The organism is Paracidovorax konjaci (genome assembly GCF_900112675.1).
Classification (GTDB): Bacteria; Pseudomonadota; Gammaproteobacteria; order Burkholderiales; family Burkholderiaceae_C; genus Paracidovorax; species Paracidovorax konjaci.
In genome coordinates this window covers 379,028-402,374 of the sequence record NZ_FOMQ01000004.1, presented here as the reverse complement: position 1 = coordinate 402,374, position 23,347 = coordinate 379,028, and the positions used below count along the sequence as shown (strand labels likewise).

General features: G+C 71.0%; 22 protein-coding genes. 5 read left to right on the top strand and 17 right to left on the bottom strand.

The features are described 5' to 3' along the window. Positions 1-9 precede the first annotated feature (9 nt). Entirely contained in the window at positions 10-1,053 is a 1,044-nt protein-coding gene (locus BM144_RS08315; protein WP_092951009.1) for a GGDEF domain-containing protein, read from the top strand. 179 nt (positions 1,054-1,232) lie between these two features. On the opposite strand, the gene alaS is transcribed toward BM144_RS08315, so the two are convergent. The 4 genes from alaS to BM144_RS08295 all read right to left on the bottom strand — a co-directional run bounded on the left by alaS (position 1,233) and on the right by BM144_RS08295 (position 7,927). Beyond that, a complete protein-coding gene (alaS, locus tag BM144_RS08310) occupies positions 1,233-3,920 on the bottom strand; it encodes an alanine--tRNA ligase (RefSeq protein ID WP_092951007.1) in 2,688 nt (895 codons plus the stop codon). A gap of 158 nt (positions 3,921-4,078) precedes the next feature. Beyond that, positions 4,079-5,221, bottom strand: coding sequence for an ROK family protein (locus tag BM144_RS08305; protein ID WP_092951004.1), 1,143 nt, complete (start codon positions 5,219-5,221; stop codon positions 4,079-4,081). 298 nt (positions 5,222-5,519) lie between these two features. Then, the gene (locus BM144_RS08300) at positions 5,520-6,767 is read right to left on the bottom strand and encodes a YeeE/YedE family protein (RefSeq protein WP_245783583.1); all 1,248 of its coding nucleotides are present in this window, start codon (positions 6,765-6,767) and stop codon (positions 5,520-5,522) included. Between the two features lie 170 nt (positions 6,768-6,937). Then, a complete protein-coding gene (locus BM144_RS08295; protein WP_092951002.1) occupies positions 6,938-7,927 on the bottom strand; it encodes a sulfurtransferase in 990 nt (329 codons plus the stop codon). 233 nt (positions 7,928-8,160) lie between these two features. On the opposite strand from BM144_RS08295, the gene BM144_RS08290 reads away from it, so the two are divergent. Then, positions 8,161-8,508, top strand: coding sequence for a c-type cytochrome (locus BM144_RS08290; protein ID WP_092951000.1), 348 nt, complete (start codon positions 8,161-8,163; stop codon positions 8,506-8,508). A 26-nt stretch (positions 8,509-8,534) separates the two neighbouring features. On the opposite strand, the gene BM144_RS08285 is transcribed toward BM144_RS08290, so the two are convergent. The 12 genes from BM144_RS08285 to BM144_RS08230 form a co-directional block, all read right to left on the bottom strand. Beyond that, complete coding sequence (locus tag BM144_RS08285) at positions 8,535-9,464, bottom strand: CysB family HTH-type transcriptional regulator (RefSeq protein ID WP_092950998.1); 930 nt, start codon at positions 9,462-9,464, stop codon at positions 8,535-8,537. Between the two features lie 137 nt (positions 9,465-9,601). Next, a complete protein-coding gene (locus tag BM144_RS08280) occupies positions 9,602-10,618 on the bottom strand; it encodes a tripartite tricarboxylate transporter substrate-binding protein (RefSeq protein WP_092950996.1) in 1,017 nt (338 codons plus the stop codon). Positions 10,619-10,665: 47 nt separating this feature from the next. Further along, positions 10,666-10,881 carry a TOBE domain-containing protein gene (locus BM144_RS08275; RefSeq protein ID WP_011796117.1) on the bottom strand — a complete coding sequence of 72 codons (216 nt, stop codon included), beginning with the start codon at positions 10,879-10,881 and terminating at the stop codon, positions 10,666-10,668. A 78-nt stretch (positions 10,882-10,959) separates the two neighbouring features. Continuing rightward, a complete protein-coding gene (locus BM144_RS08270) occupies positions 10,960-11,808 on the bottom strand; it encodes an ATP-binding cassette domain-containing protein (protein ID WP_092950994.1) in 849 nt (282 codons plus the stop codon). Between the two features lie 5 nt (positions 11,809-11,813). Then, entirely contained in the window at positions 11,814-12,824 is a 1,011-nt protein-coding gene (locus BM144_RS08265) for an aliphatic sulfonate ABC transporter substrate-binding protein (RefSeq protein ID WP_092950992.1), read from the bottom strand. A gap of 14 nt (positions 12,825-12,838) precedes the next feature. Further along, positions 12,839-13,717 carry an aliphatic sulfonate ABC transporter permease SsuC gene (ssuC, locus tag BM144_RS08260; protein ID WP_092950990.1) on the bottom strand — a complete coding sequence of 293 codons (879 nt, stop codon included), beginning with the start codon at positions 13,715-13,717 and terminating at the stop codon, positions 12,839-12,841. Further along, positions 13,714-14,088 (bottom strand): VOC family protein, encoded by a 375-nt coding sequence (locus tag BM144_RS08255; RefSeq protein ID WP_092950988.1) that lies wholly within the window; start codon positions 14,086-14,088, stop codon positions 13,714-13,716. The genes ssuC and BM144_RS08255 overlap by 4 nt, the downstream gene beginning before the upstream one ends. A gap of 23 nt (positions 14,089-14,111) precedes the next feature. Beyond that, on the bottom strand, positions 14,112-15,317 hold the full coding sequence (gene ssuD / locus BM144_RS08250) for an FMNH2-dependent alkanesulfonate monooxygenase (protein WP_092950986.1): 1,206 nt from the start codon (positions 15,315-15,317) through the stop codon (positions 14,112-14,114). Positions 15,318-15,381: 64 nt separating this feature from the next. Further along, positions 15,382-15,594, bottom strand: coding sequence for a hypothetical protein (locus BM144_RS08245; RefSeq protein WP_092950984.1), 213 nt, complete (start codon positions 15,592-15,594; stop codon positions 15,382-15,384). 32 nt (positions 15,595-15,626) lie between these two features. Further along, on the bottom strand, positions 15,627-16,625 hold the full coding sequence (locus BM144_RS08240; protein ID WP_434802657.1) for a sulfonate ABC transporter substrate-binding protein: 999 nt from the start codon (positions 16,623-16,625) through the stop codon (positions 15,627-15,629). A 190-nt stretch (positions 16,626-16,815) separates the two neighbouring features. Then, entirely contained in the window at positions 16,816-17,406 is a 591-nt protein-coding gene (gene ssuE, locus BM144_RS08235) for an NADPH-dependent FMN reductase (RefSeq protein ID WP_092950980.1), read from the bottom strand. Between the two features lie 49 nt (positions 17,407-17,455). Next, complete coding sequence (locus tag BM144_RS08230) at positions 17,456-18,481, bottom strand: sulfate ABC transporter substrate-binding protein (RefSeq protein WP_092950978.1); 1,026 nt, start codon at positions 18,479-18,481, stop codon at positions 17,456-17,458. A 231-nt stretch (positions 18,482-18,712) separates the two neighbouring features. On the opposite strand from BM144_RS08230, the gene BM144_RS08225 reads away from it, so the two are divergent. Together BM144_RS08225 and mnmC are read left to right on the top strand one after the other, a co-directional pair. Beyond that, complete coding sequence (locus BM144_RS08225) at positions 18,713-18,985, top strand: oxidative damage protection protein (protein ID WP_092950976.1); 273 nt, start codon at positions 18,713-18,715, stop codon at positions 18,983-18,985. 166 nt (positions 18,986-19,151) lie between these two features. Further along, entirely contained in the window at positions 19,152-21,047 is a 1,896-nt protein-coding gene (gene mnmC, locus BM144_RS08220) for a bifunctional tRNA (5-methylaminomethyl-2-thiouridine)(34)-methyltransferase MnmC2/FAD-dependent 5-carboxymethylaminomethyl-2-thiouridine(34) oxidoreductase MnmC1 (RefSeq protein WP_092951145.1), read from the top strand. 22 nt (positions 21,048-21,069) lie between these two features. On the opposite strand, the gene BM144_RS08215 is transcribed toward mnmC, so the two are convergent. After that, positions 21,070-22,302: an MFS transporter gene (locus BM144_RS08215; RefSeq protein ID WP_092950974.1), complete on the bottom strand. Its 1,233-nt coding sequence runs from the start codon at positions 22,300-22,302 to the stop codon at positions 21,070-21,072. 232 nt (positions 22,303-22,534) lie between these two features. Here BM144_RS08215 and BM144_RS08210 point away from each other — a divergent pair, with 232 nt between their 5' ends. Beyond that, positions 22,535-23,338: a sulfite exporter TauE/SafE family protein gene (locus BM144_RS08210; protein ID WP_092950972.1), complete on the top strand. Its 804-nt coding sequence runs from the start codon at positions 22,535-22,537 to the stop codon at positions 23,336-23,338. The last annotated feature ends 9 nt before the right edge of the window (positions 23,339-23,347 follow it).

The following is a 23,347-nucleotide window of genomic DNA, read 5'->3' as shown; positions in this document are numbered from 1 at the left end:
CACCATTCCATGAAGCCCATCCTCGACAACCTGGTCGAAATGACCGGCCACCGCGACCACCTGCGGCTGGAAGTGTCGGTGCTCTCGACGCTGCAGAAGCTGCCTTCGATCAAGTCCGTGCGCGCGCTGGAGGTCTTCCAGTCGGGCGGAGAGGCCTACGTGCGGCCACGCACCTGGCACGAGAACGGGCAGATGGTCACGAGCGACTGGGAGGCGCCGGCCGATCCGCGCCGCAAGCCGCTGTCGGACTATCCGGCCCTGCAGGAATGCATCGTGCGCCGCGAGCAGCACGGCCTGCAGTCGGTGCGGCGCGGCGAATACATGCTCTGGATGCCCGTGTGGCTGCACGACCAGGTGCACGCCTGCATCGAGGTCACGCAGTCGCGGCCCTTCGCAGCCCACAAGCTCGACGTGATCCAGAGCGTGTTCTTCGTCTACCAGAACTACCAGAGCCTGCTCGACTACAGCGAGCGCGACGCGCTCACGGGCCTCTTCAACCGCAAGACCTTCGACGAGCAGTTCGCCCGGCGCGCCGGCGTGCCGAGCGGCACCCTGCCGGCCGAGAGCATGCACCCCGAGCCCGATCCCGCGCTGCGCGGCGAGCCGCCTCAGCACTGGCTGGCCGTGGTGGACATCGACCACTTCAAGCAGGTGAACGACCGCTTCGGGCACCTGTACGGCGACGAGGTGCTCATCCTGATCGCCAACATCCTGCGCAGTTCGTTCCGCAGCCACGACCGCATCTTCCGTTTCGGTGGCGAGGAATTCGTGGTGCTGCTGCGCTCCACCACGCTCACCACCGCGCACAAGGTCTTCAACCGGTTCCGTACCGCCGTGCAGGAGTACCGGTTCCCGCAGGTCGGGCAGGTCACGGTGAGCCTGGGCTTCGCCAACACCGACCGCGGCGCGCCCGTGGAAATCCTGGGCCAGGCCGACCAGGCCCTCTACTACGCCAAGGAAAACGGCCGCAACCGCGTGTGCTACTACGACGACCTGGTGCGCGACGGCCACCTGCACACCAAGGTCGCGAACGATGACGTCGAACTCTTCTGAACGGAGCCGCCCGCCACGCGGCGTGCTCTCCCGGCCAGAAAGCACAAAGCCCGCGTCAGCGGGCTTTGTGCTTTCTGGCGCGCGTGGGCGGCGCCTGCCTGTCCATCGACGTGCCCTGGCCCGGGGGCCGGGCCAGCCAGGCCGGCACGCGGCAGGCCGCCGCGCCCCGATGCCCCGTCTCAGGCGCGCTCGCCCACCCAGCCGGCCACGGCGGCCAGCGCGGCCGGCAGCGCCGCCGGGTTGGTGCCGCCGGCCATGGCCATGTCGGCCTTGCCGCCGCCCTTTCCGCCCACCTGGCCCGCAACGAAGTTGACCAGCTCGCCGGCCTTGACCCGGCCCGTGCTGTCGGCGGTCACGCCCGCGGCGATCTGCACCTTGTCGCCATCGACGGCCGCCAGCACGATGGCGGCGGTCTTGAGCTTGTCCTTGAGCTTGTCCATGGTGTCGCGCAGCGTCTTGGCATCGGCGCCGGGCAGCGTGGCTGCCAGCACCTTCAGGCCCTTGACCTCCACGGCCTGGCCGGCCAGTTCGTCGCCCTGGCTGGAAGCGAGCTTGCCCTTGAGGGCCGCCACTTCGCGCTCCAGCGCCTTGAGCTGGTCCAGCGCCTGCCCGATGCGGCCCGTGAGTTCCGACGCCGGAGCGCGCAGCGCGCCCGAGGCCTTCGTCACGGTGTCTTCGAGCTGCTGCAGATAGGCCAGCGCACCCGCGCCCGTCACGGCCTCGATGCGGCGCACGCCCGCGGCCACGCCGCCCTCGGCCACGACCTTGAAGAGGCCGATGTCGCCCGTGCGCGCCACGTGCGTGCCGCCGCAGAGTTCACGGCTGGTGCCGATGTCGAGCACGCGCACGGTCTCGCCGTACTTCTCGCCGAACAGCATGACCGCACCCGTCTTCTGGGCGGATTCGATGTCCATCACGCGCGCATCGGTGGGCGTGTTGGCGAGGATTTCGGCATTCACGCGCTGCTCGATATCGCGGATCTGCGCGTCGGTGAGCGGTGCGTTGTGCGCGAAGTCGAAGCGCGTGCGCTCGGCGTTCACGAGCGAGCCCTTCTGCTGCACGTGGCTGCCCAGCACTTCGCGCAGGGCCTTGTGCATGATGTGCGTGACCGAGTGGTTGCGCATGGTGGCCAGGCGCAGCGAGGCATTCACCTCGGCCTGCACGGCATCGCCCACGCGCAGCGCGCCGGCCTCCAGGCGGCCGTGGTGGCCGTACACGTCGGTGCGGATCTTGAGCGTGTCGTCCACCGCGAAGCGCGCGCCGCCCGCCTGGATCACGCCCTGGTCGCCCACCTGTCCGCCGCTCTCGGCGTAGAAGGGGGTGTTGTCCAGCACGACCACGCCGCTCTGGCCGGCCTCCAGCACCTGGGCGCTGGTGCCGTCCACGTAGATGGCGACGACCTTCGCGCTCTCGGTCAGGCCGTCGTAGCCGCTGAAGCGGTTGGCCTCGCCCGCGTAGTCGAGGGCCTTGTCCATCTTGAACTTGCCGGCCGCGCGGGCCTGTGCCTTCTGCCGCTCCATCGCGGAGCGGAAGCCCTCCTCGTCCACCGACACGCCGCGCTCGCGGCACACGTCGTTGGTCAGGTCGAGCGGGAAGCCGTAGGTGTCGTGCAGCTTGAAAACAACTTCGCCAGGAATTTTAGGAATGAGTTCCCCGATTTCTTTTCTATTAGAAGAGCTAAAGCGGCGTTTGGCCTGAACTGTCGCTTCTTCTATAGATTGCTCAAGAATTACCATGCCATTGCCAAGCGTTTCGAAGAAACGCTCTTCCTCGGTCCTGAGCACCTCGGTGATGCGCTGCTCCTGCTCGCGCAGCTTCGGGTAGGCATCGCCCATCTGCAGGACGAGGTCCTTGACCAGCTTGTGGAAGAACGGCGTCTTGCGGCCCAGCTTGTAGCCGTGGCGGATGGCGCGGCGCACGATGCGGCGCTGCACGTAGCCGCGGCCTTCGTTGCTGGGGATCACGCCGTCGCTCACGAGGAACGCGGTGGCGCGGATGTGGTCGGCGATGACCTTGAGCGACGGCGTGGCCAGATCGGCCACGCCCGTCTCGCGACCGGCCGCGCGGATGAGCGCGTCGAACAGGTCGATCTCGTAGTTGCTATGCACGTGCTGCAGGATGGCGGCCAGGCGCTCCAGGCCCATGCCGGTGTCCACGCAGGGCGCGGGCAGCGGCGTGACGGAGCCGTCCTCGGCCATGTCGAACTGCATGAACACGTTGTTCCAGATCTCGATGAAGCGGTCGCCATCTTCATCGGGGCTGCCCGGGGGGCCGCCGGGGATGTGCGGGCCGTGGTCGTAGAAGATCTCGGAGCACGGGCCGCAGGGGCCGGTGTCGGCCATCATCCAGAAGTTGTCGGACTTGTAGCGGCCGCCCTTGTTGTCGCCGATGCGGATCACGCGCTCGGGCGGCAGGCCGATCTCCTTCGTCCAGATGTCGTAGGCCTCGTCGTCCTCGGCGTAGACCGTGGCCAGCAGCCGCTCCTTGGGCAGGCCGTACACCTCGGTGAGCAGCTCCCAGGCCCACTTCAGCGATTCGCGCTTGAAGTAGTCGCCGAACGACCAGTTGCCCAGCATTTCGAAGAAAGTGTGGTGGCGCGCCGTATAGCCCACGTTCTCCAGGTCGTTGTGCTTGCCGCCGGCACGCAGGCAGGCCTGGACGGAGGTGGCACGCACGTAGGGGCGCTTGTCGGTGCCCAGGAACACGTCCTTGAACTGCACCATGCCGGAGTTGGTGAACATCAGCGTGGGGTCGTTGCCCGGCACCAGCGGGCTGGACGGCACCACGGTGTGGCCCTTGGATGCGAAGAAGTCCAGAAAACTCTTGCGGATGTCGGCAACGGACGACGGCGGGGTCGGTTTCGTCATGGGCGGAAGGGGCGCGAGCCTGTAGGTGCGTGCGCTGCGCCGGGCGCAGCCGCGGGAATATGAAGACGTAACCCGTGATTCTATCGAGCCGGGCCCGCCCTCCCGGCGGCCGCGCGGCCCGGCCCCGCGCGGCGCATGGGCGCCCGGTCCGCGCCCCGTCAGCGCCGGGGCCGCTGCGGGTGGCGGTTGGTGTAGCTCGCGTTGCCCAGGCCCGTGCCCACGGTGAGCACGGCCCACCGCTCCACGTCCTGCGTGAAGGGCAGCTCCGAGAGGCCCTGCACCACGGCGTCGTTGTGCAGGCAGACCTGCGTGCGGCCTCCGCCGATGGTGGGCAGGCGCTCGCACAGGTCGCGCGGCAGGTGGAAGCGGATGCTCTCCCAGTTGCCCGGCAGGTTCTGCGTGCCGCCCGCGAGCGAGCCGTCTTCGCAGACCAGCCCCGGGCAGGCCACGCCCACGAACGGCGCCAGGCCCAGGCCGCGCTTTTGCGCATGCTCCACCAGCTCTTCGAGGATGCCGGCGATGCCTTCCACGAGTTCGTCGCGGCGCGGCTCGTCGTCGGCATGGCCCCATTTCTCGCGGCGCAGCACCTCGGCCTTGGACATGTCGGGCGCCGAGTGCAGGTGCGTCTGCACGATGCCGCAGCGCACGTTCGTGCCGCCGATGTCCACCGCCAGGATCGCGTCGTAGCTCTGCAGCAGGGCGGGCGGGGCGAGGTGCACCCAGCCGATCAGGCCGCCTTCGTCGGCGTGGTGGTGCAGCAGGCGCAGCTCCACCGGGTCTTTCTTCTTGTGCTTGAGCTCGGCTGCCAGCAGTTCCGACGCACGGGCGATCGCGCGGCCGCCCACCTCGCTCTGGTGGAAGCCGCCGCCCACGATCACGCGCTCGACGCCCTTCCAGGTCTTGTGCTGCAGGAACTGCTGCACCACGTGCGCGAACTGCTGCGCGTAGTCTTCCGAGGCGGCTTCGATGGTGCGGGCGGCGGAGCCGTCCTTCTCGAACATCGCATCCAGCCGCTGCTTGCTGATCTCGCGCGTGGGCTTGTCGCCCAGCGGGTCCTTGCCGGCCATGTCGGCATACACCGTGCGCCACGCGTCGAGCATGTGCCGGAAGGCCGTGCGGCTGGCGTTGTCGCCCACGTAGCCGTCGCCATCGCGCAGCTCCAGGCTGTACTCGCCGATGGTGACGGACGCCAGTTCCATCTCTCCGTGCGGGCCGGCCGCGCACAGGGCGAGCCGGGCCTTTTCCTCGCGCTCTGCCGCGGCGGCGGACGCCGGGGCTTCTTCCTTCTCTTTGGATGCCATGGGATGTGTGGTTCAGGTGGAGAGTGGAAGCCGGGGCTGGACGCCGCCGCTTCCGCGGCCCGCAACGCGGGCGCGCACCGCATGGTGGCCCGGCGGCGAGGGGCCACCGCGTCAGCCAACGCCGCCAAACCGCGCGGGGCACGCGGAGGGCCGGCATGCATTCACTATCAAATCAATAGCAAAGTATTCAATGGATCCGGCGGCATGGAGCACAAAACGCTTCAAAACCGGGATGCAGCACTGCCGGAGCGCCGGCCGCGGAGCCCGGCAGGCGGCGGTCCCCTGCGGGGCGCGCGGGCTATCGGCCGCGGCGCAACGCCGCCTGCACGCGCAGGCCGGCCCACACCGCCACCAGCACCGCGGCGCCGAACACCCAGCCCGACAGCGCGCCCGCGATGCTGCCCGACAGCAGCGTGCCGATGGTGCAGCCCAGGCCGGTCATGGCGCCCCAGCCCAGCAGCACGCCGCCGGCCAGCCCGCGTGCGGCATCGCGCAGCGTCGGCCAGCGCGGGGCAAACTGCCGGCTGGCCAGTGCCGCGACGAACGCACCGGCCACGATGCCGGCCAGCAGCGCCGCATTGGGCGTAAGCCACTGCGCCTGCGGGGCCGTGGCACAGCCGCCGAGGCTGTCGAGCCCCTCCAGGCGCGCGGGCACCCAGCCCCATTCCGTGCCGAGCGCGCGGGCCGCGCCGCCCAGCGTGGCGGTGACGCCGAGCGGGCGCATGCGCACGATGACGAACGCCGCGATCAGCCCCACGGCCAACCCGCCCGACCAGTACGCCCAGCGGCCGGTCCAGAGGCGGCGCCACACGTCGCCCAGGGTGGGCACCGCCCGCGGGACATCCGCCACGGCAGGCACGCCGGCCTGCCGCCGTGCGTAGCCGCGCCAGAGCAGCGCCGCCGCGGTGCCCAGCACCGCCAGCTCCAGGGCCAGCGCGCCGCCGTAGCCCAGGTGGGCCGGGAGCCAGACCACGGGTGCATCGGCGATGGTGAGGGTGTAGAGCGGGTTCCACGTGCGGAACCCCAGCAGGAAGCCGAGCGCCGAGCCCAGCAGCGCGAACGGAGCCACGGGCGAGCCTTCGGTCAGCCGGTACCAGTGCGCGCTGATGCACGAGCCCGAGACCACCATGCCCGCGCCGAAGGCGAGCCCCGCCGCGACCAGCGCCGCGCTCACGGGCCCGACGTGCATGTCGGGCGGCAACTGGCCGGGCGCCGGGGCGGCCACCCAACTGCCCAGCACCACCGTGCTGCCGACGGCGCCCACGGCCAGCGCGAGCAGGATGGCCAGCAGGCCGCGCGGATCGCCGCCTTCGAACGCATCGCGTGCGTGGCAGTAGAAGCAGAACCGCGACCGCTGCAGCACCAGGCCCAGCAGCGCCCCGGCCAGCAGCGCGAAGGCGAGCGTGCGCCCACCCGGCACGCCCTGCGACAGCGCCTGGGCGGCTGCCGCGATGCCGGCCAGCAGCGCCACCGAAACCACCGGGCCCGCCACGCCGGCCACTCCACCCGGCCGCGCGCCCGGCCGTGCCATTACCGTCGATGCCATCTCCCCCTCCCACTGCCGCGTTGCGGCCCTTCGGAAACAAAAAAAGCCCGCGGGAGGCGGGCTGTCAAAAGAGACCCCCTACTGACAAACTTTTCGCGGCGCCGGTCCCTGGGGGACCGTGGCGCTGCCGGCATGCAGGGCGCCGGGGAAGCGCGCCCGCATGCCGTGCGTCATTTCGATGCCCAGACCGTGCCGGCCGGGTTGTTGATGGGCACGGCCACGGCGTTGCCGTATTCGGTCCACGAGCCGTCGTAGTTGCGCACCTGGTAGCCCAGGATCTTGCTCAGCGCGAACCAGGTGTGGCTGGAGCGCTCGCCGATGCGGCAGTAGGTGATGACGGGCTTGCTGCCATCCACGCCCGCCGCCGCGTAGAGCTTGCGCAGTTCGTCGGCGGACTTGAAGGTGCCGTCCTCGCGCACCGCATGGCCCCAGGGCACGTTCACGGCGCCGGGCACGTGGCCCGCGCGCAGCGACAGCTCGGGCACGCCGGGTGGCGCGAAGACCTTGCCGGAGAATTCGTCGGCGGAGCGGATGTCCACCAGCTTCGCGTCGCTGCGGCCTTCGGCCACGGCCAGCGTGTCGGCCAGCCGGGCGCGCAGTTGCGGGTTGGGCGCCGTCACGCGGTAGGTGGTGGCCGTGTATTCGGGGACCCGGTTGTTGAGGGGGCGGCTCTCGGCCTCCCACTTCTTGCGGCCGCCGTCGAGCAGCTTGACGTTCTTCACGCCATAGATGTCGAACACCCAGGCGCCCCAGGCGGCGAACCAGTTGTTGGTGTCGCCGTAGAGCACCACCGTGGTGTCGGCCGCGACGCCGGAGCGCGACAGCAGCGCCTCGAACGCTTCCTTGCCCACGATGTCGCGGCGCACCTTGTCGTTCAGGTCGTTGTGCCACGAGAAGTTGACCGCGCCGGGCACGTGGGCACGCTCGTAGAGGCCGGGGTTGACGCTGACCTCGACGATGCGCACCCGCGCGTTGTCGAGGTTCTGCGCGAGCCACTCGGTGCTGACCAGCGGGCCGTCGGGGACGGGGGTGGCTGCCGTGGCCGCCGCGCCGCACAGCGCCAGCGTGGCGCCCCAGGCGGCCCGGTGCAGGCTCTGGCGCCAGGGCGCGTTGCGCGGTCGGGCGCGTGTCGTGGTGGCGGTGCGTTCAGCGGTGGTCATCCCTCGTCCTTTCGGCAATGCGGTGTTCTGTCCGGTGGTGGCGCCCTGCCGGTGTGCGGCGGGGTGGAGTCCACTGTAGGGACCGCCGCAGCGGGCGTTAAGCGACAAGATCGCGCTTCGTTATGCGCAAACCGACGATGTGCGGGGCACCCCGCGCAGCGCGGCATACTGGCCGCCCGCCCCCTCCGCATTCGCCCCAGGGCACGCCCGCCCTGCCCCCACCGCCGTTCGCCATGCCACTGCCGCCCCTGCATTCCACCGCCCGCCGCCGAGGCGCGCCGGCCCTGGCGCTTGTCGCCGCGCTGGCGCTGCCCGCAGCTGCCCGAGCGGACGCCGGCGGCGACAGCGTGCGCGAGCACGGGTGCATGCGCTGCCATGCGATGGTGCGCACGTACGTGGGCCCGGGTTTCGCGCAGATCGCCGAGCGCTACCGTGGCGACAAGGGTGCCGAGGCCCACCTGGCGGGCAAGATCCGCAACGGCGGCGCGGGCGCGTGGGGCCGGGCCCTCATGCCCCGGCATCCCCGCATCGGCGAGGACGAGGCGCGGTCGCTCGCGCGCTGGATCCTGGCGCAGCGCTGAAGACCGCGCGGCGGACTGGCCGGCGGTCAGGCCTCGCTGCGCAGCGCCTCATCCACCGCTTCGCGCGTGAGCGTGGGCACGAAGGTCTCGATGAAACGATAGGCGTAGCCGCGCAGCCAGCTGCCGCGCCGCAGGCCCAGCCGCGTGAGGTTGACCTCGAAGAGATGGCGCGCGTCGATCATGCGCAGGTGGCGGTCGCGTTCGGGGTCCACCGCGATCGAGGCGACGATGCCCACGCCCATGTCCAGCTCCACATAGGTCTTGATGACGTCCGCGTCCATGGCCGTGAGCACCACGTCGGGCTGCAGCCCTTCGCGCGCGAAGGCCTCGTCGATGTGGGCGCGGCCGGTGTAGCCCAGCTCGTAGGTCACGATCGGGAAGCGCGCGAGCTGCTGCAGCGTGGGTGGATCCGGCAGGTCGAGCAGCGGGTGCTCCGGCGGCACGACGATGCTGTGCGACCAGCGGTAGCACGGCAGCGTGACGAGGTCGCCGTAGCCCGCGAGCGCCTCGGTCGCCACGCCGATGTCGGCTTCGCCCGATTGCAGCATCTCGGCCACCTGCCGCGGCGAGCCCTGGTGCAGGTGCAGCGACACCTGCGGGAACAGCGCGCGGAAGTCGCGGATCACCTGCGGCAGCGCATAGCGGGCCTGGGAGTGGGTGGCGGCGATGGACAACCGCCCCTCGCCGCTCGCGCGGTAGTCGTGGCCCGCGCGCTTGAGGTTCTCGGCCTCCAGCAGCAGGCGCTCGACGATGGGCAGCAGCGTCGCCCCCGGCGGCGTCAGCCCCGTGAGGCGCTTGCCCACGCGCACGAAGATTTCCAGGCCCAGCTCCTCCTCCAGCTCGCGGATCTGCCGGCTCACGCCGGGTTGCGAGGTGTGGAGCATGTGGGCCACGTCGGTCAGGTTGAAGCCGCAGCGAACGGCCTCGCGCACGGAGCGCAGTTGCTGGAAGTTCATATTCCGTCGTCGTCAGTCAGAGGGTCTTTTGCTATGTTTTTATGAGCGCTCCATGCAATTTTCACGGCGGCATGGAGGCCTTTTTGATCAAACCTTGCCCGCAGGGGCCGCCGCGCCGCAACCGGCACGGCGTGGCGTCAGGCATCGGCGACGAAGCCCGATGCCTCCACCACCGGGCGCCATTTGGCGATTTCGGCCACGCGCAGCGCTTCGAGCTGCGCAGGCGTGCGCGGATCGGGCTCCAGCGCCAGTTCGAGAAGCCGGGCGCGCACCTCGGGCGCGGCGAGCGCGGTGTTGAGCGCACGGTTGACGGCCGCCACGGCCGCGGGCGGCGTGCTGCTGCGCGCCCAGAGGCTGTACCAGCCGCTGCCCACGGCGCGCGGGTAGCCGGACTCCGCGAAGGTGGGCACCTCCGGCAGCTCGCGCGTGCGCTTGTCGGAAAAGGTGCCCAGGATGCGGATGCGCCCCTGGCGGTGCAGCGGCAGCAACTCCGTGGTGGTCTGGATGGCGGAGCTGAGCTGGCCGCCGGCCAGGTCGTTCAGCATCGGCGCGCCGCCCTTGTAGGCCAAGTGCACGATGTCCACCTTGGCGGCGCTGCCGAGCAGCAGCCCGAAGAAATGCGGCAGGCTGCCCGTGGCCGGGCTCCCGAAATTGGCCTGGCCGGGGTTGGCGCGCAGCCAGGCGATGAATTCGCCCACCGTCTTCGCGGGGTGGCTGGCCGGCACCGCCAGCGCGAACTGGAAATGCGCGACCAGCCCCACGGGCGCGAAGTCGGTGGCGGGGTCGTAGCCCGGCTTGCGGTAGACGATCTGCGACAGCACCGGCGTGATGAGCGGCGCGAGCAGGTAGGTCGCGCCATCGGCGGGCGCGCCCAGCAGCGCCTGCGCCGCGATCTGCCCGCCGGCGCCGGGCCGGTTGTCCACGATCACATGGTGGCCGGGGCCCAGCAGCGGCCCGATGCGCTCGGCCACGGTGCGGCCCAGCAGATCGATACCGCCACCGGCGCCGAAGCCCACGAGGATGCGGGCCGAATCCGGCACGGGCGAGCCGGCCGCCCGTGCCACCGGCGCCCAGCCGGCCATCGGCAGCGCGGCGGCACAGGCCAGCGAGCGCGCGAGCAGGGTGCGGCGGGTGGGATGGGAACTGGCGGGCATGGTGTCGGACTCCGGTGCGGCAGGGGAAAAGGAAAAGCGCCGGCGCATCAGAGCTTGGCGATCGACACTTCGGTCGACTTCACCAGCGCCACCACGTCCGAGCCGACCTGCAGGCCGAGATCGTCCACCGAGCGGGTGGTGATGACCGAGGTGACGATGCCCCACGGGGTTTCGACATCGACTTCCGAGACCACGTCGCCGCGGATGATCTCGCGCACTTTGCCTTTGAACTGGTTGCGCACATTGATGGCTTGGATGGACATGCTGGGTAGCTCCTGTGGTGGGTTGGAAAAGAAAAAGACGAAAAAAGAAAGGAATAAAAAAAATCAGGCGTCGCGGGTTCAGATGGCCCAGCGCAGGCCGTGCGCCGGCACGCCCGGCCAGCCGCCCGATCCGCTGCCGGTGCCGCCGCCCTCCTCCGCCTCCGGGGACGCGGGTTTCTGCAGCACGCGGTCCAGGATGCGTTTTTCGAGGGCCGCGAAGGCCGCGTCCCCGTGCGACCGGGGCCGGGGCAGCCCGACGCGTTCGTCGAGCGCGATGCGGCCGTCTTCGATCAGCACCACGCGGTCGGCCAGGGCAACGGCTTCCTGCACGTCGTGGGTGACCAACAGCGCCGTGAAGCGGTGGCGCTGCCACAGGCCCTCGATGAGGCGGTGCATCTCGATGCGGGTGAGCGCGTCGAGCGCGCCGAGCGGCTCGTCGAGCAGCAGCAGGCGGGGCCGGTGCACGAGCGCGCGCGCCAGGGCCACGCGCTGGCGCTGACCGCCCGACAGGCGCGCGGGCCATTCCCCGGCACGGTCGGCCAGGCCCACCTGCGCCAGCACCTCTTGCCCGCGCTCGCGCGCCGAGGCCGGCAGGCCCAGCGTGACGTTGTCCAGCACGCGGCGCCAGGGCAGCAGGCGCGCTTCCTGGAACATGATCCGCGTATCGCCGTGCAGGCCGGCCACGGGCCGGCCATCGACCTCCAGCGCGCCGCTGCTCGCCGATTCCAGCCCCGCCACCAGGCGCAGCAGCGTGCTCTTGCCGCATCCACTGCGGCCCACGATGGCGATGAATTCGCCCGGCTCCGCGGTGAGCTGCGCATTGCGCAGCACTTCGCGTGCGCCGTAGCGCTTGGTGAGACCCCGGGCCTGCAGGCGCACGCCGCCGGGTGCGGCATCGGAGGGAGGGGTCGAGGAGACAGCGGTCATGGGAATCAGGCTCCGATCGGAAAGAGGGGCGATGCCTGCAGCGTGTCCACGCGGCGCGGGAGCAGCTTTTCGGCGAAGAAGGCATCGGCGATGCGCTGCTGCTCGGCCAGCCCCGCCGGCACCACGGGCCGCACCGCGTAGCTGCGCCGGGCATTGGCCTGGAGCACGACGGCGGCATCCAGGCCCCAGATCGGCGCGAGCAGCTGCGCGGCATCGCGCGGGTTCTGTTTCACCCACCGGCCCGCCTGCTCCAGCTCGGCATACAGCGCCCGCACCACGTCGGCGCGGGACTGCGCGTAGTCGGTGCCGGCCAGGTAATAGCGCTGGTACGACGCCAGGCCTTCGCCGTCGGCCAGCACGCGCGCATTCGACTGCCGCTGCGCGGCCGAGAGGAACGGGTCCCAGACCACCCAGACGTCGATGGCGCCGCGCTCGAACGCGGCGCGGCCATCGGCCGGCGTGAGGTAGGCGGGCTCGATGTCCCGCAGCGACAGTCCGGCCTTCTCCAGCGCGGCCAGCAGCAGGTAGTGCGCACCGGCCGCCTTGGCGAAGCCCACCTTCCGGCCCTTCAGCTCCGCCACGGAGCGCAGCGGCGAATCGGCCCGCACCAGGATGGCCTGTGCCGTGGGCGACGGCGCTTCCTGCGCCACGAAGGTGACCCGGGCGCCCGCGGCCTGCGCGAAGACGGGCACGGTGTCGGCCACGTCGGCGCTGAAATCGATGTGCCCCAGGTTCAGCGCCTCCAGCAGCGGCAGGCCGCTGGTGAACTCATGCCAGGTGGGCTTCACGCCCAGCGGCGCGAGCCGGGCCTCCAGCGCGCCTTGCGCCTTCAGCACCACCGTGAGCGTGGACGACTTCTGGTAGCCGATGCGCACGGCCGCCGGCGCCGGCTGCGCCTGCGCACGCGCGGCCAGCGGCCCGAGGGTGGCGGCGACGGCAGCTGCGCCCGCTGCGGCGAGCACCGCGCGGCGCGTGGGCCGCGCTGCGGCGGGCGGAACGGATCGATGGCGTTGCATGGCGTGCTCCTGTCTCAGCCCTTGGCCTGGTAACCGGGATGCCAGCGCAGCCACCAGTGCTCCAGCCCGCGGGCGAACACATCGGCCAGCTTGCCCAGCAGCGCGTAGAGCAGGATGCCCACCAGCACCACGTCGGTCTGCAGGAACTCGCGCGCGTTCATCGTGAGGTAGCCGATGCCGGCCTGCGCCGAAATGGTCTCCGCGACGATGAGGATGACCCACATGAGTCCCAGCGAGAAGCGCAGGCCCACGAGGATCGACGACAGCGAACCCGGCAGGATCACCTCGCGGTAGAGCTGCCAGCGCGACAGCCCGTAGGTGCGGCCCATCTCGATCAGGCCGGGGTCCACGTTGCGGATGCCGTGGAAGGTGTTGAGGTAGATGGGAAAGAACACCGACACCGCGATCAGGAAGAGCTTGGCGGATTCGTCGATGCCGAACCACAGGATCACCAGCGGGATGAGCGCCAGCGCCGGGATGTTGCGCACCATCTGCACGGTGGAATCGAGCAGCGTCTCGGCCCAGCGCAGCGAGCCGGTGAGCAGGCCCAGCAGCAGGCCCAGCCCGCCGCCGATGGCCAGACCGGTGAGCGCGCGGCCGGCGCTCACCTTCACATGCGTCCACAGCTCGCCGGATTCGGCCAGCACCCAGGCAGCCTTGAGCACGTCGGAAGGCGCGGGCAGCACGCGGCTGGACAGCCAGCCCTGGGCCGAAGCCACCTGCCAGGCGGCGATCAGCGCCACTGGCACCAGCCAGGGCAGCAGCCGCTGTCCCACCGCCACAGCCCAGCGGCGCAGCGGCGCGGGCAGGCCGGCGCCGGGGGCCTCGAGCGTGTCGGTGGCCGCGGACACCTGCAGCTCCCGCACGGCCGGGGAGAGTTCGCGGGCGGTCATGCCAGGGCCCCTGCTTCGGCGTCGGCTTCGAGGAATTCGAGCTGGTTGCCCGCGGGGTCCTTCACGTAGAAGCGCAGGTAGCCGGGCAGCGAACGGTTTTCCACCACCGCCAGTTCGGCCTGCAGCAACCGGCCGCGCAGCTCGGGCAGGTTGTCCACTTCGAAGGCCAGGTGGGAGGCCACCGGCGCGGGTTGCCAGCGGGCCGTGGGCACGAGCGCGATGCGCTGGTTGCCGGCCGCGAAATGCAGCGCGTTCTCGGCCGGATAGGTCACTTCGGCCAGGCCCAGCAGCCCGGCGTAGAAGTCGCGGATCTCGCCCTCTGCGCCCGCAGGGAACGGCAGCTGGACGTGGTTGATGGAATGGATGGCCATGCGTTGTGCTCCTGTGCCCGCTGTCAGCTCTGCGATGCGCGCGGCGTGCTCGGCGTGCTCGGCGTGCGCGGCGCGTACTGGTTGCCCACGATCTCGCCGAACGGCCCGGTCAGCGGCCGCGCCAGGCCACCGGTGCCGGCGATGCGCTGGCGCGTCTCCAGCGGCAGAAGCGGAAACACGAGTTCGGCGAACCGGTAGGCCTCCTCCAGGTGGGGGTAGCCCGAGAGCACGAAGGTGTCGATGCCGAGGTCCGCGTATTCCTGCATGCGCGCCGCCACGGTCTGCGGATCGCCCACCAGCGCCGTGCCCGCGCCGCCGCGCACCAGGCCCACGCCGGCCCAGAGGTTGGGGCTGATCTCCAGGTCGGCGCGGCTGCGCCGCGCGCCTCCGGCGTGCAGCGCGGCCATGCGGCGCTGGCCCTCGGAATCCATGCGGGCGAACACCGCCTGCGCCTGCACCACGGTGTCGTCGGTGACCCGGCTGATGAGGTCTTCCGCGGCGGCCCAGGCCGCGGCATCGGTCTCCCGCACGATCACATGCAGCCGGATGCCGAAGCGCACCGTGCGGCCGTGGCGCGCTGCGCGCTCGCGCACATCGGCCACCTTGCGCGCCACTTCCGCGGGCGGCTCGCCCCAGGTGAGGTAGGCGTCCACCTGCTCGGCGGCCAGGTCGTGCGCCGCGTCGGACGACCCGCCGAAATACACGGGTGGATAGGGGTTCTGCAGCGGCGGATAGAGCAGCTTGGCGCCCTTCACGGTGAGGTGCTCGCCTTCGTAGTCGAAGCTCTCCCCGGCATGGCTGCGCGCCAGGATCTCGCGCCAGATGCGGATGAATTCGGCCGACTGCGCATAGCGCTGCGCATGGTCCAGGAATACGCCGTCGCCTTCCAGTTCGGCCCGGTCGCCGCCGGTGACGAGGTTGATCAGCAGGCGCCCGTTCGAGAGGCGGTCGAAGGTGGCGGCCATGCGCGCAGCCAGGGACGGCTGGTGCAGCCCGGGGCGCACGGCCACGAGGAACTTCAGGCGCTGCGTCACCGCGGCGAGGTTGGAGGCGACCACCCAGGGGTCTTCGCACGAGCGCCCCGTGGGAATGAGCACCCCTTCGTAGCCCAGGCTGTCGGCCGCCACCGCCACCTGCTTGAGGTAGTCGTGGTCGACCGGGCGCGCGCCTTCGGACGTGCCGAGGTAGCGGCTGTCGCCGTGGGTGGGAATGAACCAGAAAACTTGCATGCGTATCTCCCGCGGTGCGATGGGGATGGACGAACGGACGGACTGGCCGGGGCGCGCCGCGGCCTCAGTACGAAATGGCGAAGTACGGCGCCGGGCGGGCGCAGGGGGCCTGCGCCGCGGCGGCCAGCGGCCGGCGGGCCGGCGCGCAGGCCACGGGCGTGCGGCGGGGCGGGGCCGAGCGCGCGGGCGGCGGCTCGATGCCCCAGGCGCGGGCCGTGACCCGCAGCAGGCGCCGCGCGCGGTGGGCCAGGGCGGCAGGCGTGGACAGGATGGACATAGCTGGGCTCCTCGGGCGGGTACGGCGGGGGTTCACGACAGATCCACCGGGGCCGCGTGCAGCACGTTGAGCTTCTTGGGGATCAGCTTCAGGTCGAAGAAGGTGTCCGCGATGGCCTGCTGCTCGGCCAGGATCTCCCGGGTCACCACGCGCGTGCCGTAGCCCACGCGGCCCACGAACAGCTCCGTGATGGAGCGGTCCAGGCCCAGCACCTGCGACAGCTCGGCCGCGGCTTCACTCTTGTTGCGCGAGATCCAGGTATCGACGGCGTTGACCTCGTCGATGGCGATTCGCAGCACATCGGCGTTGCGGGTGGCGAAATCGCGCGACGTGAAATAGAACGCCCGGTTGTTCGCCACGCCCGTGGCATCGGCCAGCACGCGGGCGCCGAGCGTCTTCTCTGCGGAGGCGAGGAACGGGTCCCAGATTACCCAGGCATCGACCGCGCCGCGCTCGAAGGCCGCGCGGGCATCGGGCGGCGCCAGGAAGACCGACTGCACGTCGCGGTATTGCAGGCCGTGCTTTTCGAGCAGCTTGACCAGGAAGTAATGCACGTTGGAGCCCTTGTTGTAGGCCACGCGCTTGCCCTTCAGATCGGCCACGCTGCGGATGGCGGAGCCCTTGGGCACCACCAGCGCCTCCACGGCCGGGCGCGGCACCGTGGCGCCGGCATAGACGAGCGGCGCGCCGGCGGCCTGGGCGAAGATCGGAGGGGCCTCGCCCACGTCGCCGAAATCGATGGCGCCGACGTTCAGCGCCTCCAGCTGCACGGGGCCCGCGTTGAACTCGGTCCACGTCACCTTGGCACCCAGCGGGGCCAGCCGCTTCTCGAGCGTGCCACGGGCCTTGAGCAGCGACAGCCAGCCCTTCTGGTGGCCCACCCGCAGCACGCGGTCGCCCCCCGGCTGCTGGGCCCAGGCGGGCACCGCGGCCAACGCTGCGGTGCCCAGGCCCGCGGCCAGCCATTGGCGGCGCGAGGTATCTGCCGTGCCAGCGGAGGCTGCGGAATCGGTGCGGTCGGCGGAATCGATGAACAGGCCCATGCGGAAACTCCTTGAGTGGGTCGGCCAGGGGCGGTGCGCAGGCAAGGCTCCGCCCGGCGTGCGGCAACGCCGCACCGGCCCCGTGAGACGGTGAGAAAGACGAGAAAAGGGGAAGAAAACAGGGAATTGCCGCGCCCGGCGGCCGCGGGACCGCAAGGCGGCTGCGGCCGGGGGCGTGTCAGACGCTACATCGCACCTGCGAGAAAGGCACCGGCGGGAAGCGCGTGGCCTGCACGGGCGCGGAACGCAGCACCTCGTTCACGAGCTGGTCGAGCGCTTCGTCGAGCCGGTCGGAGATGTCCCGGCCGACGTCGTAGGCCCCTTCGGGCGTCAGTGTGACCTGCGCATCGGTCGCGTACACGCCGGGCAGGATGTGCTTGGCACCCAGCGACTGCAGCACGGGCCGCAGCGCGTAGTCGAGCGCCAGCATGTGGTGGGGACTGCCGCCCGTGGCGAGCGGCAGCACCGCCTTGCCCTTGAGCGCCGTCTGCGGCAGCAGGTCGAGGAAGACCTTCAGCACGCCGCTGTAGGCCGCCTTGTAGACGGGCGTGGCCACCACCAGCGCGGTGGCTTGCGCCACCCGGTCCACCGCCTGGGCGATGGACCGGTGGCCGGTATCGGCCAGCAGCAGCGCCTGCGGCGACAGATCGCGGATGTGCAGGCGATGCACCGCCGTGCCGCGCACCGACAGCCGCAGGGAGACGGCGTCCAGCAACGCGGCCGAGCGCGAGCGCTCGGATGGGCTGCCGGCGATCAGGAGTACGGACATGGATCGGGTCTCTCTCGGTCGGGCGGAGGGTGGCGTCGCGGGATGCGGCTTACTTCTTCGTGTAGATCTGGTCGAAGCTGCCGCCGTCGGCGAAATGGTCCTTGTCGGCCTTGCCCCAGCCGCCGAACGCCTGGTCGATGGTGACCAGCGTGAGCTTGGGGAACTGCTGGTCGTACTTGGCCTTGGCCTTTTCGCTCGTCGGGCGGTAGAAGTGCTTGCCGGCGATGTCCTGCCCTTCGTCGGAGTACAGGTACTTCAGGTATTCCTCGGCCACGGCGCGCGTGCCTTTCTTGTCGACCACCTTGTCCACCACCGACACACTGGGCTCGGCCAGGATGGAGAGCGACGGGGCCACGATCTGGAACTTGTCGGCGCCGAATTCCTTGAGCGCGAGGAAGGCCTCGTTCTCCCAGGCCAGCAGCACATCGCCCACGCCGCGCTGCACGAAGGTGATGGTGGAGCCGCGCGCGCCGGTGTCCAGCACGGGCACGTTCTTGTAGAGGTTGCCCACGAACTCCTTGGCCTTGTCGTCACCGCCGTACTTGCGCTTGGCGAATTCCCAGGCGGCCAGGTAGTTCCAGCGGGCACCGCCGGAGGTCTTGGGGTTGGGCGTGATCACCTGCACACCGGGCTTGATGAGGTCGTCCCAGTCCTTGATGCCCTTGGGATTGCCCTTCTTCACGAGGAACACGATGGTGGACGTGTAGGGGGCGGAGTTGTGCGGAAGGCGCTTCTGCCAATCGGCCTTGACGAGGCCGCCGTTCTTCACCAGCGCATCGATGTCGCCGCCCAGGGCCAGCGTGGCCACGTCGGCATCGATGCCGTCGATGATCGAGCGGGCCTGTTTGCCCGAGCCGCCGTGCGATTGCTTGACCTGCACGTCCTGCCCGGACTTGCCCTTCCAGTACTTGGCGAAGGCCTGGTTGTACTCGACGTACAACTCGCGGGTCGGGTCGTACGACACGTTCAGCAACTGCACGGGCTGCTGCGCGAAGACCGGTGCGCCGATGGCGGCAAGGGCGCCGGCCAGGATGGCTGCGGCAGGAAACTTGATAAAGTCGCGGCGAAGGTTCATGGAAGGCTTTCTAGGGGAATCCGGCAACGGTGGAGCACCGATGCACCGCATTCTGAAAGCCCCTCTTCAAAACTGAAACTACTGAAATTTCAGTTTTAAATATCCAAATCATCTGTAGAGTCGGCTGCCTTGAAGGAGCATGGCGCACCACCGGGGGGATCGTGCCCCTCCAGCGCCAGCGCCCTGCACCGATTCGCCCTCTTCTTTCGACACCACAAGGAACACACCCCCATGGCCCGTACCGTCCAGTGCATCAAGCTCGGCAAGGAAGCCGAAGGCCTCGACTTTCCCCCGTACCCGGGCGACCTGGGCAAGCGCATCTTCGAGAGCGTGAGCAAGGAGGCATGGGCCGGCTGGCTCAAGCACCAGACCATGCTCGTGAACGAGAACCGCCTGAATCTCGCCGATGCCCGCGCCCGGCAGTACCTGGCGCGCCAGATGGAGCAGCACTTCTTCGGCGGCGGTGCGGACGCGGCGGCCGGCTACGTGCCGCCCAGCGCCTGACCTCGGCCTGCACAGGCCCGCAGGCATTCCGTGGCGGCCCCGGCCGCCGCCTCCAGGCCCGGCGCTCCCGGGCCTTCGTTTTTCCCGGCGCCGGCTTCTGATGCGGCGCAACGAAACGGTTGCGCCTTGCCGAGGCGGCACCGGCCACGCATCGACAATCGCCCGCATGTCCGAACCCATCGACTGGCTCCCCGACGGCATCCCCTACAACCCCCGGTTCGGCGACCGCTACCACAGCGAAACCGGCCTCGACCAGGCACGCGGGGTGTTCCTGAGCGGCTGCGGCCTGCCGCAGGCGTGGGCCGGCCAGGCGCAGTGGCGGGTGCTGGAAACCGGTTTCGGCTGCGGGCTCAATTTCCTCGTGACCTGGGCCGCATGGCGCGCCGATCCGGACCGGCCCCGCCTGCTGCACTTCGTGTCCTGCGAGGCCTATCCGGTCGGCGCCGAGGACCTGCGGCGTGCGCTGGAGGGCCAGCCGGAACTGGCCCCCCTGTCCCGCGCCCTGCATGCGCAGTACTGGGGCCTGCTGCCGGGCGTGCACCGGCTCGCCTTCGAGGGCGGCCGCGTCCTGCTCACCCTCTACATCGGCGATGCGCAGGCCATGCTGCGCCAGCAGCAGCCCGTGGCCGATGCCGTGTACCTGGACGGCTTCAGCCCGCTCGCGAACCCCGACCTCTGGTCGCCCCACACGCTCAAGGCCGTGGCGCGCTGCTGCCGGCGGGGCACGCGGCTGGCCACGTGGTGCGTGGCGGGCGCCGTGCGCGAGGCGCTGGCGCAGTGCGGCTTCCAGGTGAAGAAGGTGCCGGGAATGCCCCCCAAGCGCGCCAACCTGCAGGCAGTGTTCGATCCGGCCTGGGAGCCCCGCCCCGCCCAGCAGGAACTGCCCGATGTCAGCGTGCAGGAGGCGCCGTCGCAGGCGCTGGTGATCGGCGGCGGACTCTCGGGCGCGGCCGCAGCGGCCAGCCTGGCGCGGCGTGGCTGGGATGTGCAGGTATTGGACGAGGCCGCGGAGCCGGCCGCGGGCGCCTCCGGGCTGCCCGCCGGGGTGTTCGCGCCGCACGTGTCGCCCGACGACAGCCTGCTCTCACGCCTGTCGCGCGGCGGCGTGCGGGCCACGTTGCAGGCCCTGGCCCCACTCGCCGAGGGCGAGGACTGGAGCGCCTGCGGCGTGCTCGAGCACGAGGTGGACGGCAAGCTCCGCCTGCCCGCCGATGGGGCCGGCGGCGCCGCTGCCGAATGGAGCCGCTTGGCCGATGCCGCAGCGCTGGCGGCTGCCGGCCTGCCGCCGGGAACGCTCGCCTACTGGCACGCGCGCGGCGGATGGATCCGGCCTGCGCGGCTCGTGCGCGCCCTGCTGGACCACCCCTCCATCGCATGGCGGGGCCGGAGCGCCGTCGCGCGCCTGGAGCGCACCGCCGCCCCGGACGGCACGTCGCACTGGCAGGCGTTCGGCCACGACGGCGGGTTGCTGGCCGCAGCGCCGCAGGTCGTCATCGCGGCTGGCTACGGCAGCCGGCCCTGGCTGCCCGCACGCTACCCCCTCCATCCCTTGAGGGGACAGGTCAGCTGGGGGCTGCGGGCGCAGGGCCCCGCGGCGGCCTGGCCGCCCTTCCCCGTCAATGGCCATGGCAACCTGGTGCCGCACGCCGGCCGCCCGGACAGCGCGGTCTGGGTGATGGGCTCCACGTTCGAGCGTGGCCAGACGGCGCTGCCGCCCACGCCGCAGGAGCAGGCCGAAGCGCATGCGGCCAATGCCGCGAAGCTGGAGCGGCTGCTGCCCGCGCTTGCGGAAGGCCTCGCGCCCGCCATCGCCGGCCCGGCGGCCGCCCCCGGCCACTGGGCGGCCGTGCGCTGCACCGCGCCCGACCGCCTGCCCTTCGTGGGGCCGGTGGACGCCGTGGACCGGCCCGGCCTCTGGGTGTGCGCCGCCATGGGCGCGCGGGGCCTCACGCTGTCGCAGCTCTGCGGCGAACTGCTGGCTGCCCGCATGGCGGGCGAGCCGCTGCCGGTGGATGTGCGCCTGGCGCGGGCGCTCTCCACCGAACGGCTGCCCGGCGCCTGAAGCCGGGCGGCGGCGGCCGCGGTCATCGCGGCGGCCCCTTCGCCGTCTTCGCGGGGATCCACACGCCCAGCATCGTCGCGGCCGCCAGCGCCAGCAGGCCGGTGACGGCGATACCGCCCGCCAGGGAGGCCGTGGCCACCAGGGCCGACAGCAAGGCCGGCCCGCACGAGCCGCCGACGTCCGAGAGGAAACGCCATACCGCCAGGAAGTACGGGCGGCCGTGGCGCGGAGCGAAGTCCGCACCCAGCGTCATGATCAGGCCCGAGCCGATGCCGTTGCCGAAGCCGATCGCCGTGGCGGCGACCAGCAGTGTGGCGAAGCCGGTCGTGAACGGCATCAGCAGCAGCGCCACGCCGATGATCGCCATCGACGGCACGGCCACCCAGCGGCGGCCCTTCAGGTCCATCACGCGGCCGGCCGGATAGAACAGCAGCATCTCGATGCCGCCGGAGATGCCGTAGACCATCGACGTGACCGCCGGGGCCAGCAGCAGGTGGTCCGCCCACAGCGGGATGACCGCCTGGCGCGACGCCCGCACCGCGCTCACCAGCGCCACGCCCAGGCCCAGTGTCAGGAACACCTTGCGGTGGTCCGCGAGGATGGAGCCCAGGCCCACCGGCGCCGGCGCGGGCGCGCCCTCGGGATGCGGCGGCGCCTGCAGGTCCGGCAGCCGCGCCCCGATCGCCGCCGCAGCGAGCACCCCGGCGATGCCCACACCGAAAGCCGCCTTCAGCCCGAAGGCATGCACCGCCGCCGCCGACAGGAACGGGCCGATGAACATGCCGATCCGCATCACGCCGCCCAGCGTGGACAGGGCCCGCGCGCGGTAGGCCGCCAACACCGCCTCGGTGAGGTAGCTCTGCCGCGCGAGGTTGTAGACGGCCTGCGACATGCCCACCATGAAGCAACCGATCGCGAGCGGCACCACGCCGGGCAGCAGCACGGCCAGCGCCATGCCGAGCGCGCTCCAGACGCCGGCAGCCACGATGGCCCACCGCTCGCCCCAGCGGATGGTGATTACCGACGCGGGGATGTTGTTGAGCAGCGAACCGAGCCCGATCAGCGTCACCACGAACGCCGCCATCGATACCGAAGCGCCCAATTCCCGCGCCAGCAGCGGCACGATCGGCAGGATGGCGCCCTCGCCCAGCCCGAACAGCAGCGAAGGCCCGAAGGCCGGCAAGGCGATCCGGCGGAACGAAAAGCCGGGATCTCCGGGACTGGCGGGTGGCGCGCTGGCGGGCGTATCGGTCATGGGGGCGGGGCGCAAAGGCGACGGGTCCGAGGGCAGGGTCTGTACCGACGATAAGCGAAGGCCGGCATCGACGCCTTCGCGGCGCCCATCCTCGCCGGTTCAGACACCGCCGCTCCGTCCCCTGCCACAGTGGCCGCCCTCCGCGCACGGACAGCGATATACATATATCGATATACCGGCAGGAACAAACAATAGTTTGAAACCATAAGGGAAGCGCCTACAGTCACGCCCCATGCATGACTTGGCGTTCGTTTTTGCAGGATTCGCGGTGGGCCTGATCGTCGGCCTCACCGGGGTCGGTGGCGGCTCGCTGATGACGCCCGTGCTCATTTTCTTCTTCGGCGTGAAGCCGCACCTGGCCATCGGCACCGACCTGCTGTTCGCGGCCTTCACCAAGATGGGGGGCACCGTGAGCCTGGCCCGCCAGCGCCTGGTGCCGTGGCGGGTGGTGGGCCTGCTCTGCGCGGGCAGCCTGCCGGCAGCGCTGCTGGCACTCTGGGCGCTGCGCGCCATCGGGCCCGCGACGGCCACCGCGCAGCACATCATGACCACCACCCTGGGCGCGGCCCTGTTGCTCACGGCCGCGGCCATGCTCTACAAGGCCTTCGTGTTCTCCCCCGCGCGGCAGGCGGCCGAACGCGCCTCGCGGCAGCAGCAGGGCGATGCGCAAGACCGCCCGCGCCACTGGAGCCTGCCCGTGCTGCTGGGCGCGGTGATCGGCACGCTGGTCACCTTCACCTCCGTGGGCGCCGGCGCGATCGGCGTCACCGTGCTGCTGATGGTGTTCCCCCTGCTCCCGCTGCCGCGCGTGATCGCGGCGGACATCGCCTACGCCGTACCGCTCACGCTGGTGGCCGGCCTGGGCCACGCCACGCTCGGCTCCGTGGACTGGCCGCTGCTGCTGCAGTTGCTGGCCGGCTCGCTGCCCGGCATCTGGCTGGGCTCGCGCCTCGTGACCCGCGCGCCGGAGCGGCTCATACGCTCCGCGCTCTCCGTGCTGCTCGCCTGGGCGGGCGCCAAACTGGTTCTGATCTGACTGCCCCAC

Excerpts from the sequence above, each read along its gene's own strand:
- BM144_RS08315 (WP_092951009.1), top strand. The coding sequence starts at position 10 with ATGAAGCCCATCCTCGACAACCTGGTCGAAATGACCGGCCACCGCGAC.
- alaS (WP_092951007.1), bottom strand. The coding sequence starts at position 3,920 with ATGACGAAACCGACCCCGCCGTCGTCCGTTGCCGACATCCGCAAGAGT.
- BM144_RS08305 (WP_092951004.1), bottom strand. The coding sequence starts at position 5,221 with ATGGCATCCAAAGAGAAGGAAGAAGCCCCGGCGTCCGCCGCCGCGGCA.
- BM144_RS08300 (WP_245783583.1), bottom strand. The coding sequence starts at position 6,767 with ATGGCATCGACGGTAATGGCACGGCCGGGCGCGCGGCCGGGTGGAGTG.
- BM144_RS08295 (WP_092951002.1), bottom strand. The coding sequence starts at position 7,927 with ATGACCACCGCTGAACGCACCGCCACCACGACACGCGCCCGACCGCGC.
- BM144_RS08290 (WP_092951000.1), top strand. The coding sequence starts at position 8,161 with ATGCCACTGCCGCCCCTGCATTCCACCGCCCGCCGCCGAGGCGCGCCG.
- BM144_RS08285 (WP_092950998.1), bottom strand. The coding sequence starts at position 9,464 with ATGAACTTCCAGCAACTGCGCTCCGTGCGCGAGGCCGTTCGCTGCGGC.
- BM144_RS08280 (WP_092950996.1), bottom strand. The coding sequence starts at position 10,618 with ATGCCCGCCAGTTCCCATCCCACCCGCCGCACCCTGCTCGCGCGCTCG.
- BM144_RS08275 (WP_011796117.1), bottom strand. The coding sequence starts at position 10,881 with ATGTCCATCCAAGCCATCAATGTGCGCAACCAGTTCAAAGGCAAAGTG.
- BM144_RS08270 (WP_092950994.1), bottom strand. The coding sequence starts at position 11,808 with ATGACCGCTGTCTCCTCGACCCCTCCCTCCGATGCCGCACCCGGCGGC.
- BM144_RS08265 (WP_092950992.1), bottom strand. The coding sequence starts at position 12,824 with ATGCAACGCCATCGATCCGTTCCGCCCGCCGCAGCGCGGCCCACGCGC.
- ssuC (WP_092950990.1), bottom strand. The coding sequence starts at position 13,717 with ATGACCGCCCGCGAACTCTCCCCGGCCGTGCGGGAGCTGCAGGTGTCC.
- BM144_RS08255 (WP_092950988.1), bottom strand. The coding sequence starts at position 14,088 with ATGGCCATCCATTCCATCAACCACGTCCAGCTGCCGTTCCCTGCGGGC.
- ssuD (WP_092950986.1), bottom strand. The coding sequence starts at position 15,317 with ATGCAAGTTTTCTGGTTCATTCCCACCCACGGCGACAGCCGCTACCTC.
- BM144_RS08245 (WP_092950984.1), bottom strand. The coding sequence starts at position 15,594 with ATGTCCATCCTGTCCACGCCTGCCGCCCTGGCCCACCGCGCGCGGCGC.
- ssuE (WP_092950980.1), bottom strand. The coding sequence starts at position 17,406 with ATGTCCGTACTCCTGATCGCCGGCAGCCCATCCGAGCGCTCGCGCTCG.
- BM144_RS08230 (WP_092950978.1), bottom strand. The coding sequence starts at position 18,481 with ATGAACCTTCGCCGCGACTTTATCAAGTTTCCTGCCGCAGCCATCCTG.
- BM144_RS08225 (WP_092950976.1), top strand. The coding sequence starts at position 18,713 with ATGGCCCGTACCGTCCAGTGCATCAAGCTCGGCAAGGAAGCCGAAGGC.
- mnmC (WP_092951145.1), top strand. The coding sequence starts at position 19,152 with ATGTCCGAACCCATCGACTGGCTCCCCGACGGCATCCCCTACAACCCC.
- BM144_RS08215 (WP_092950974.1), bottom strand. The coding sequence starts at position 22,302 with ATGACCGATACGCCCGCCAGCGCGCCACCCGCCAGTCCCGGAGATCCC.
- BM144_RS08210 (WP_092950972.1), top strand. The coding sequence starts at position 22,535 with ATGCATGACTTGGCGTTCGTTTTTGCAGGATTCGCGGTGGGCCTGATC.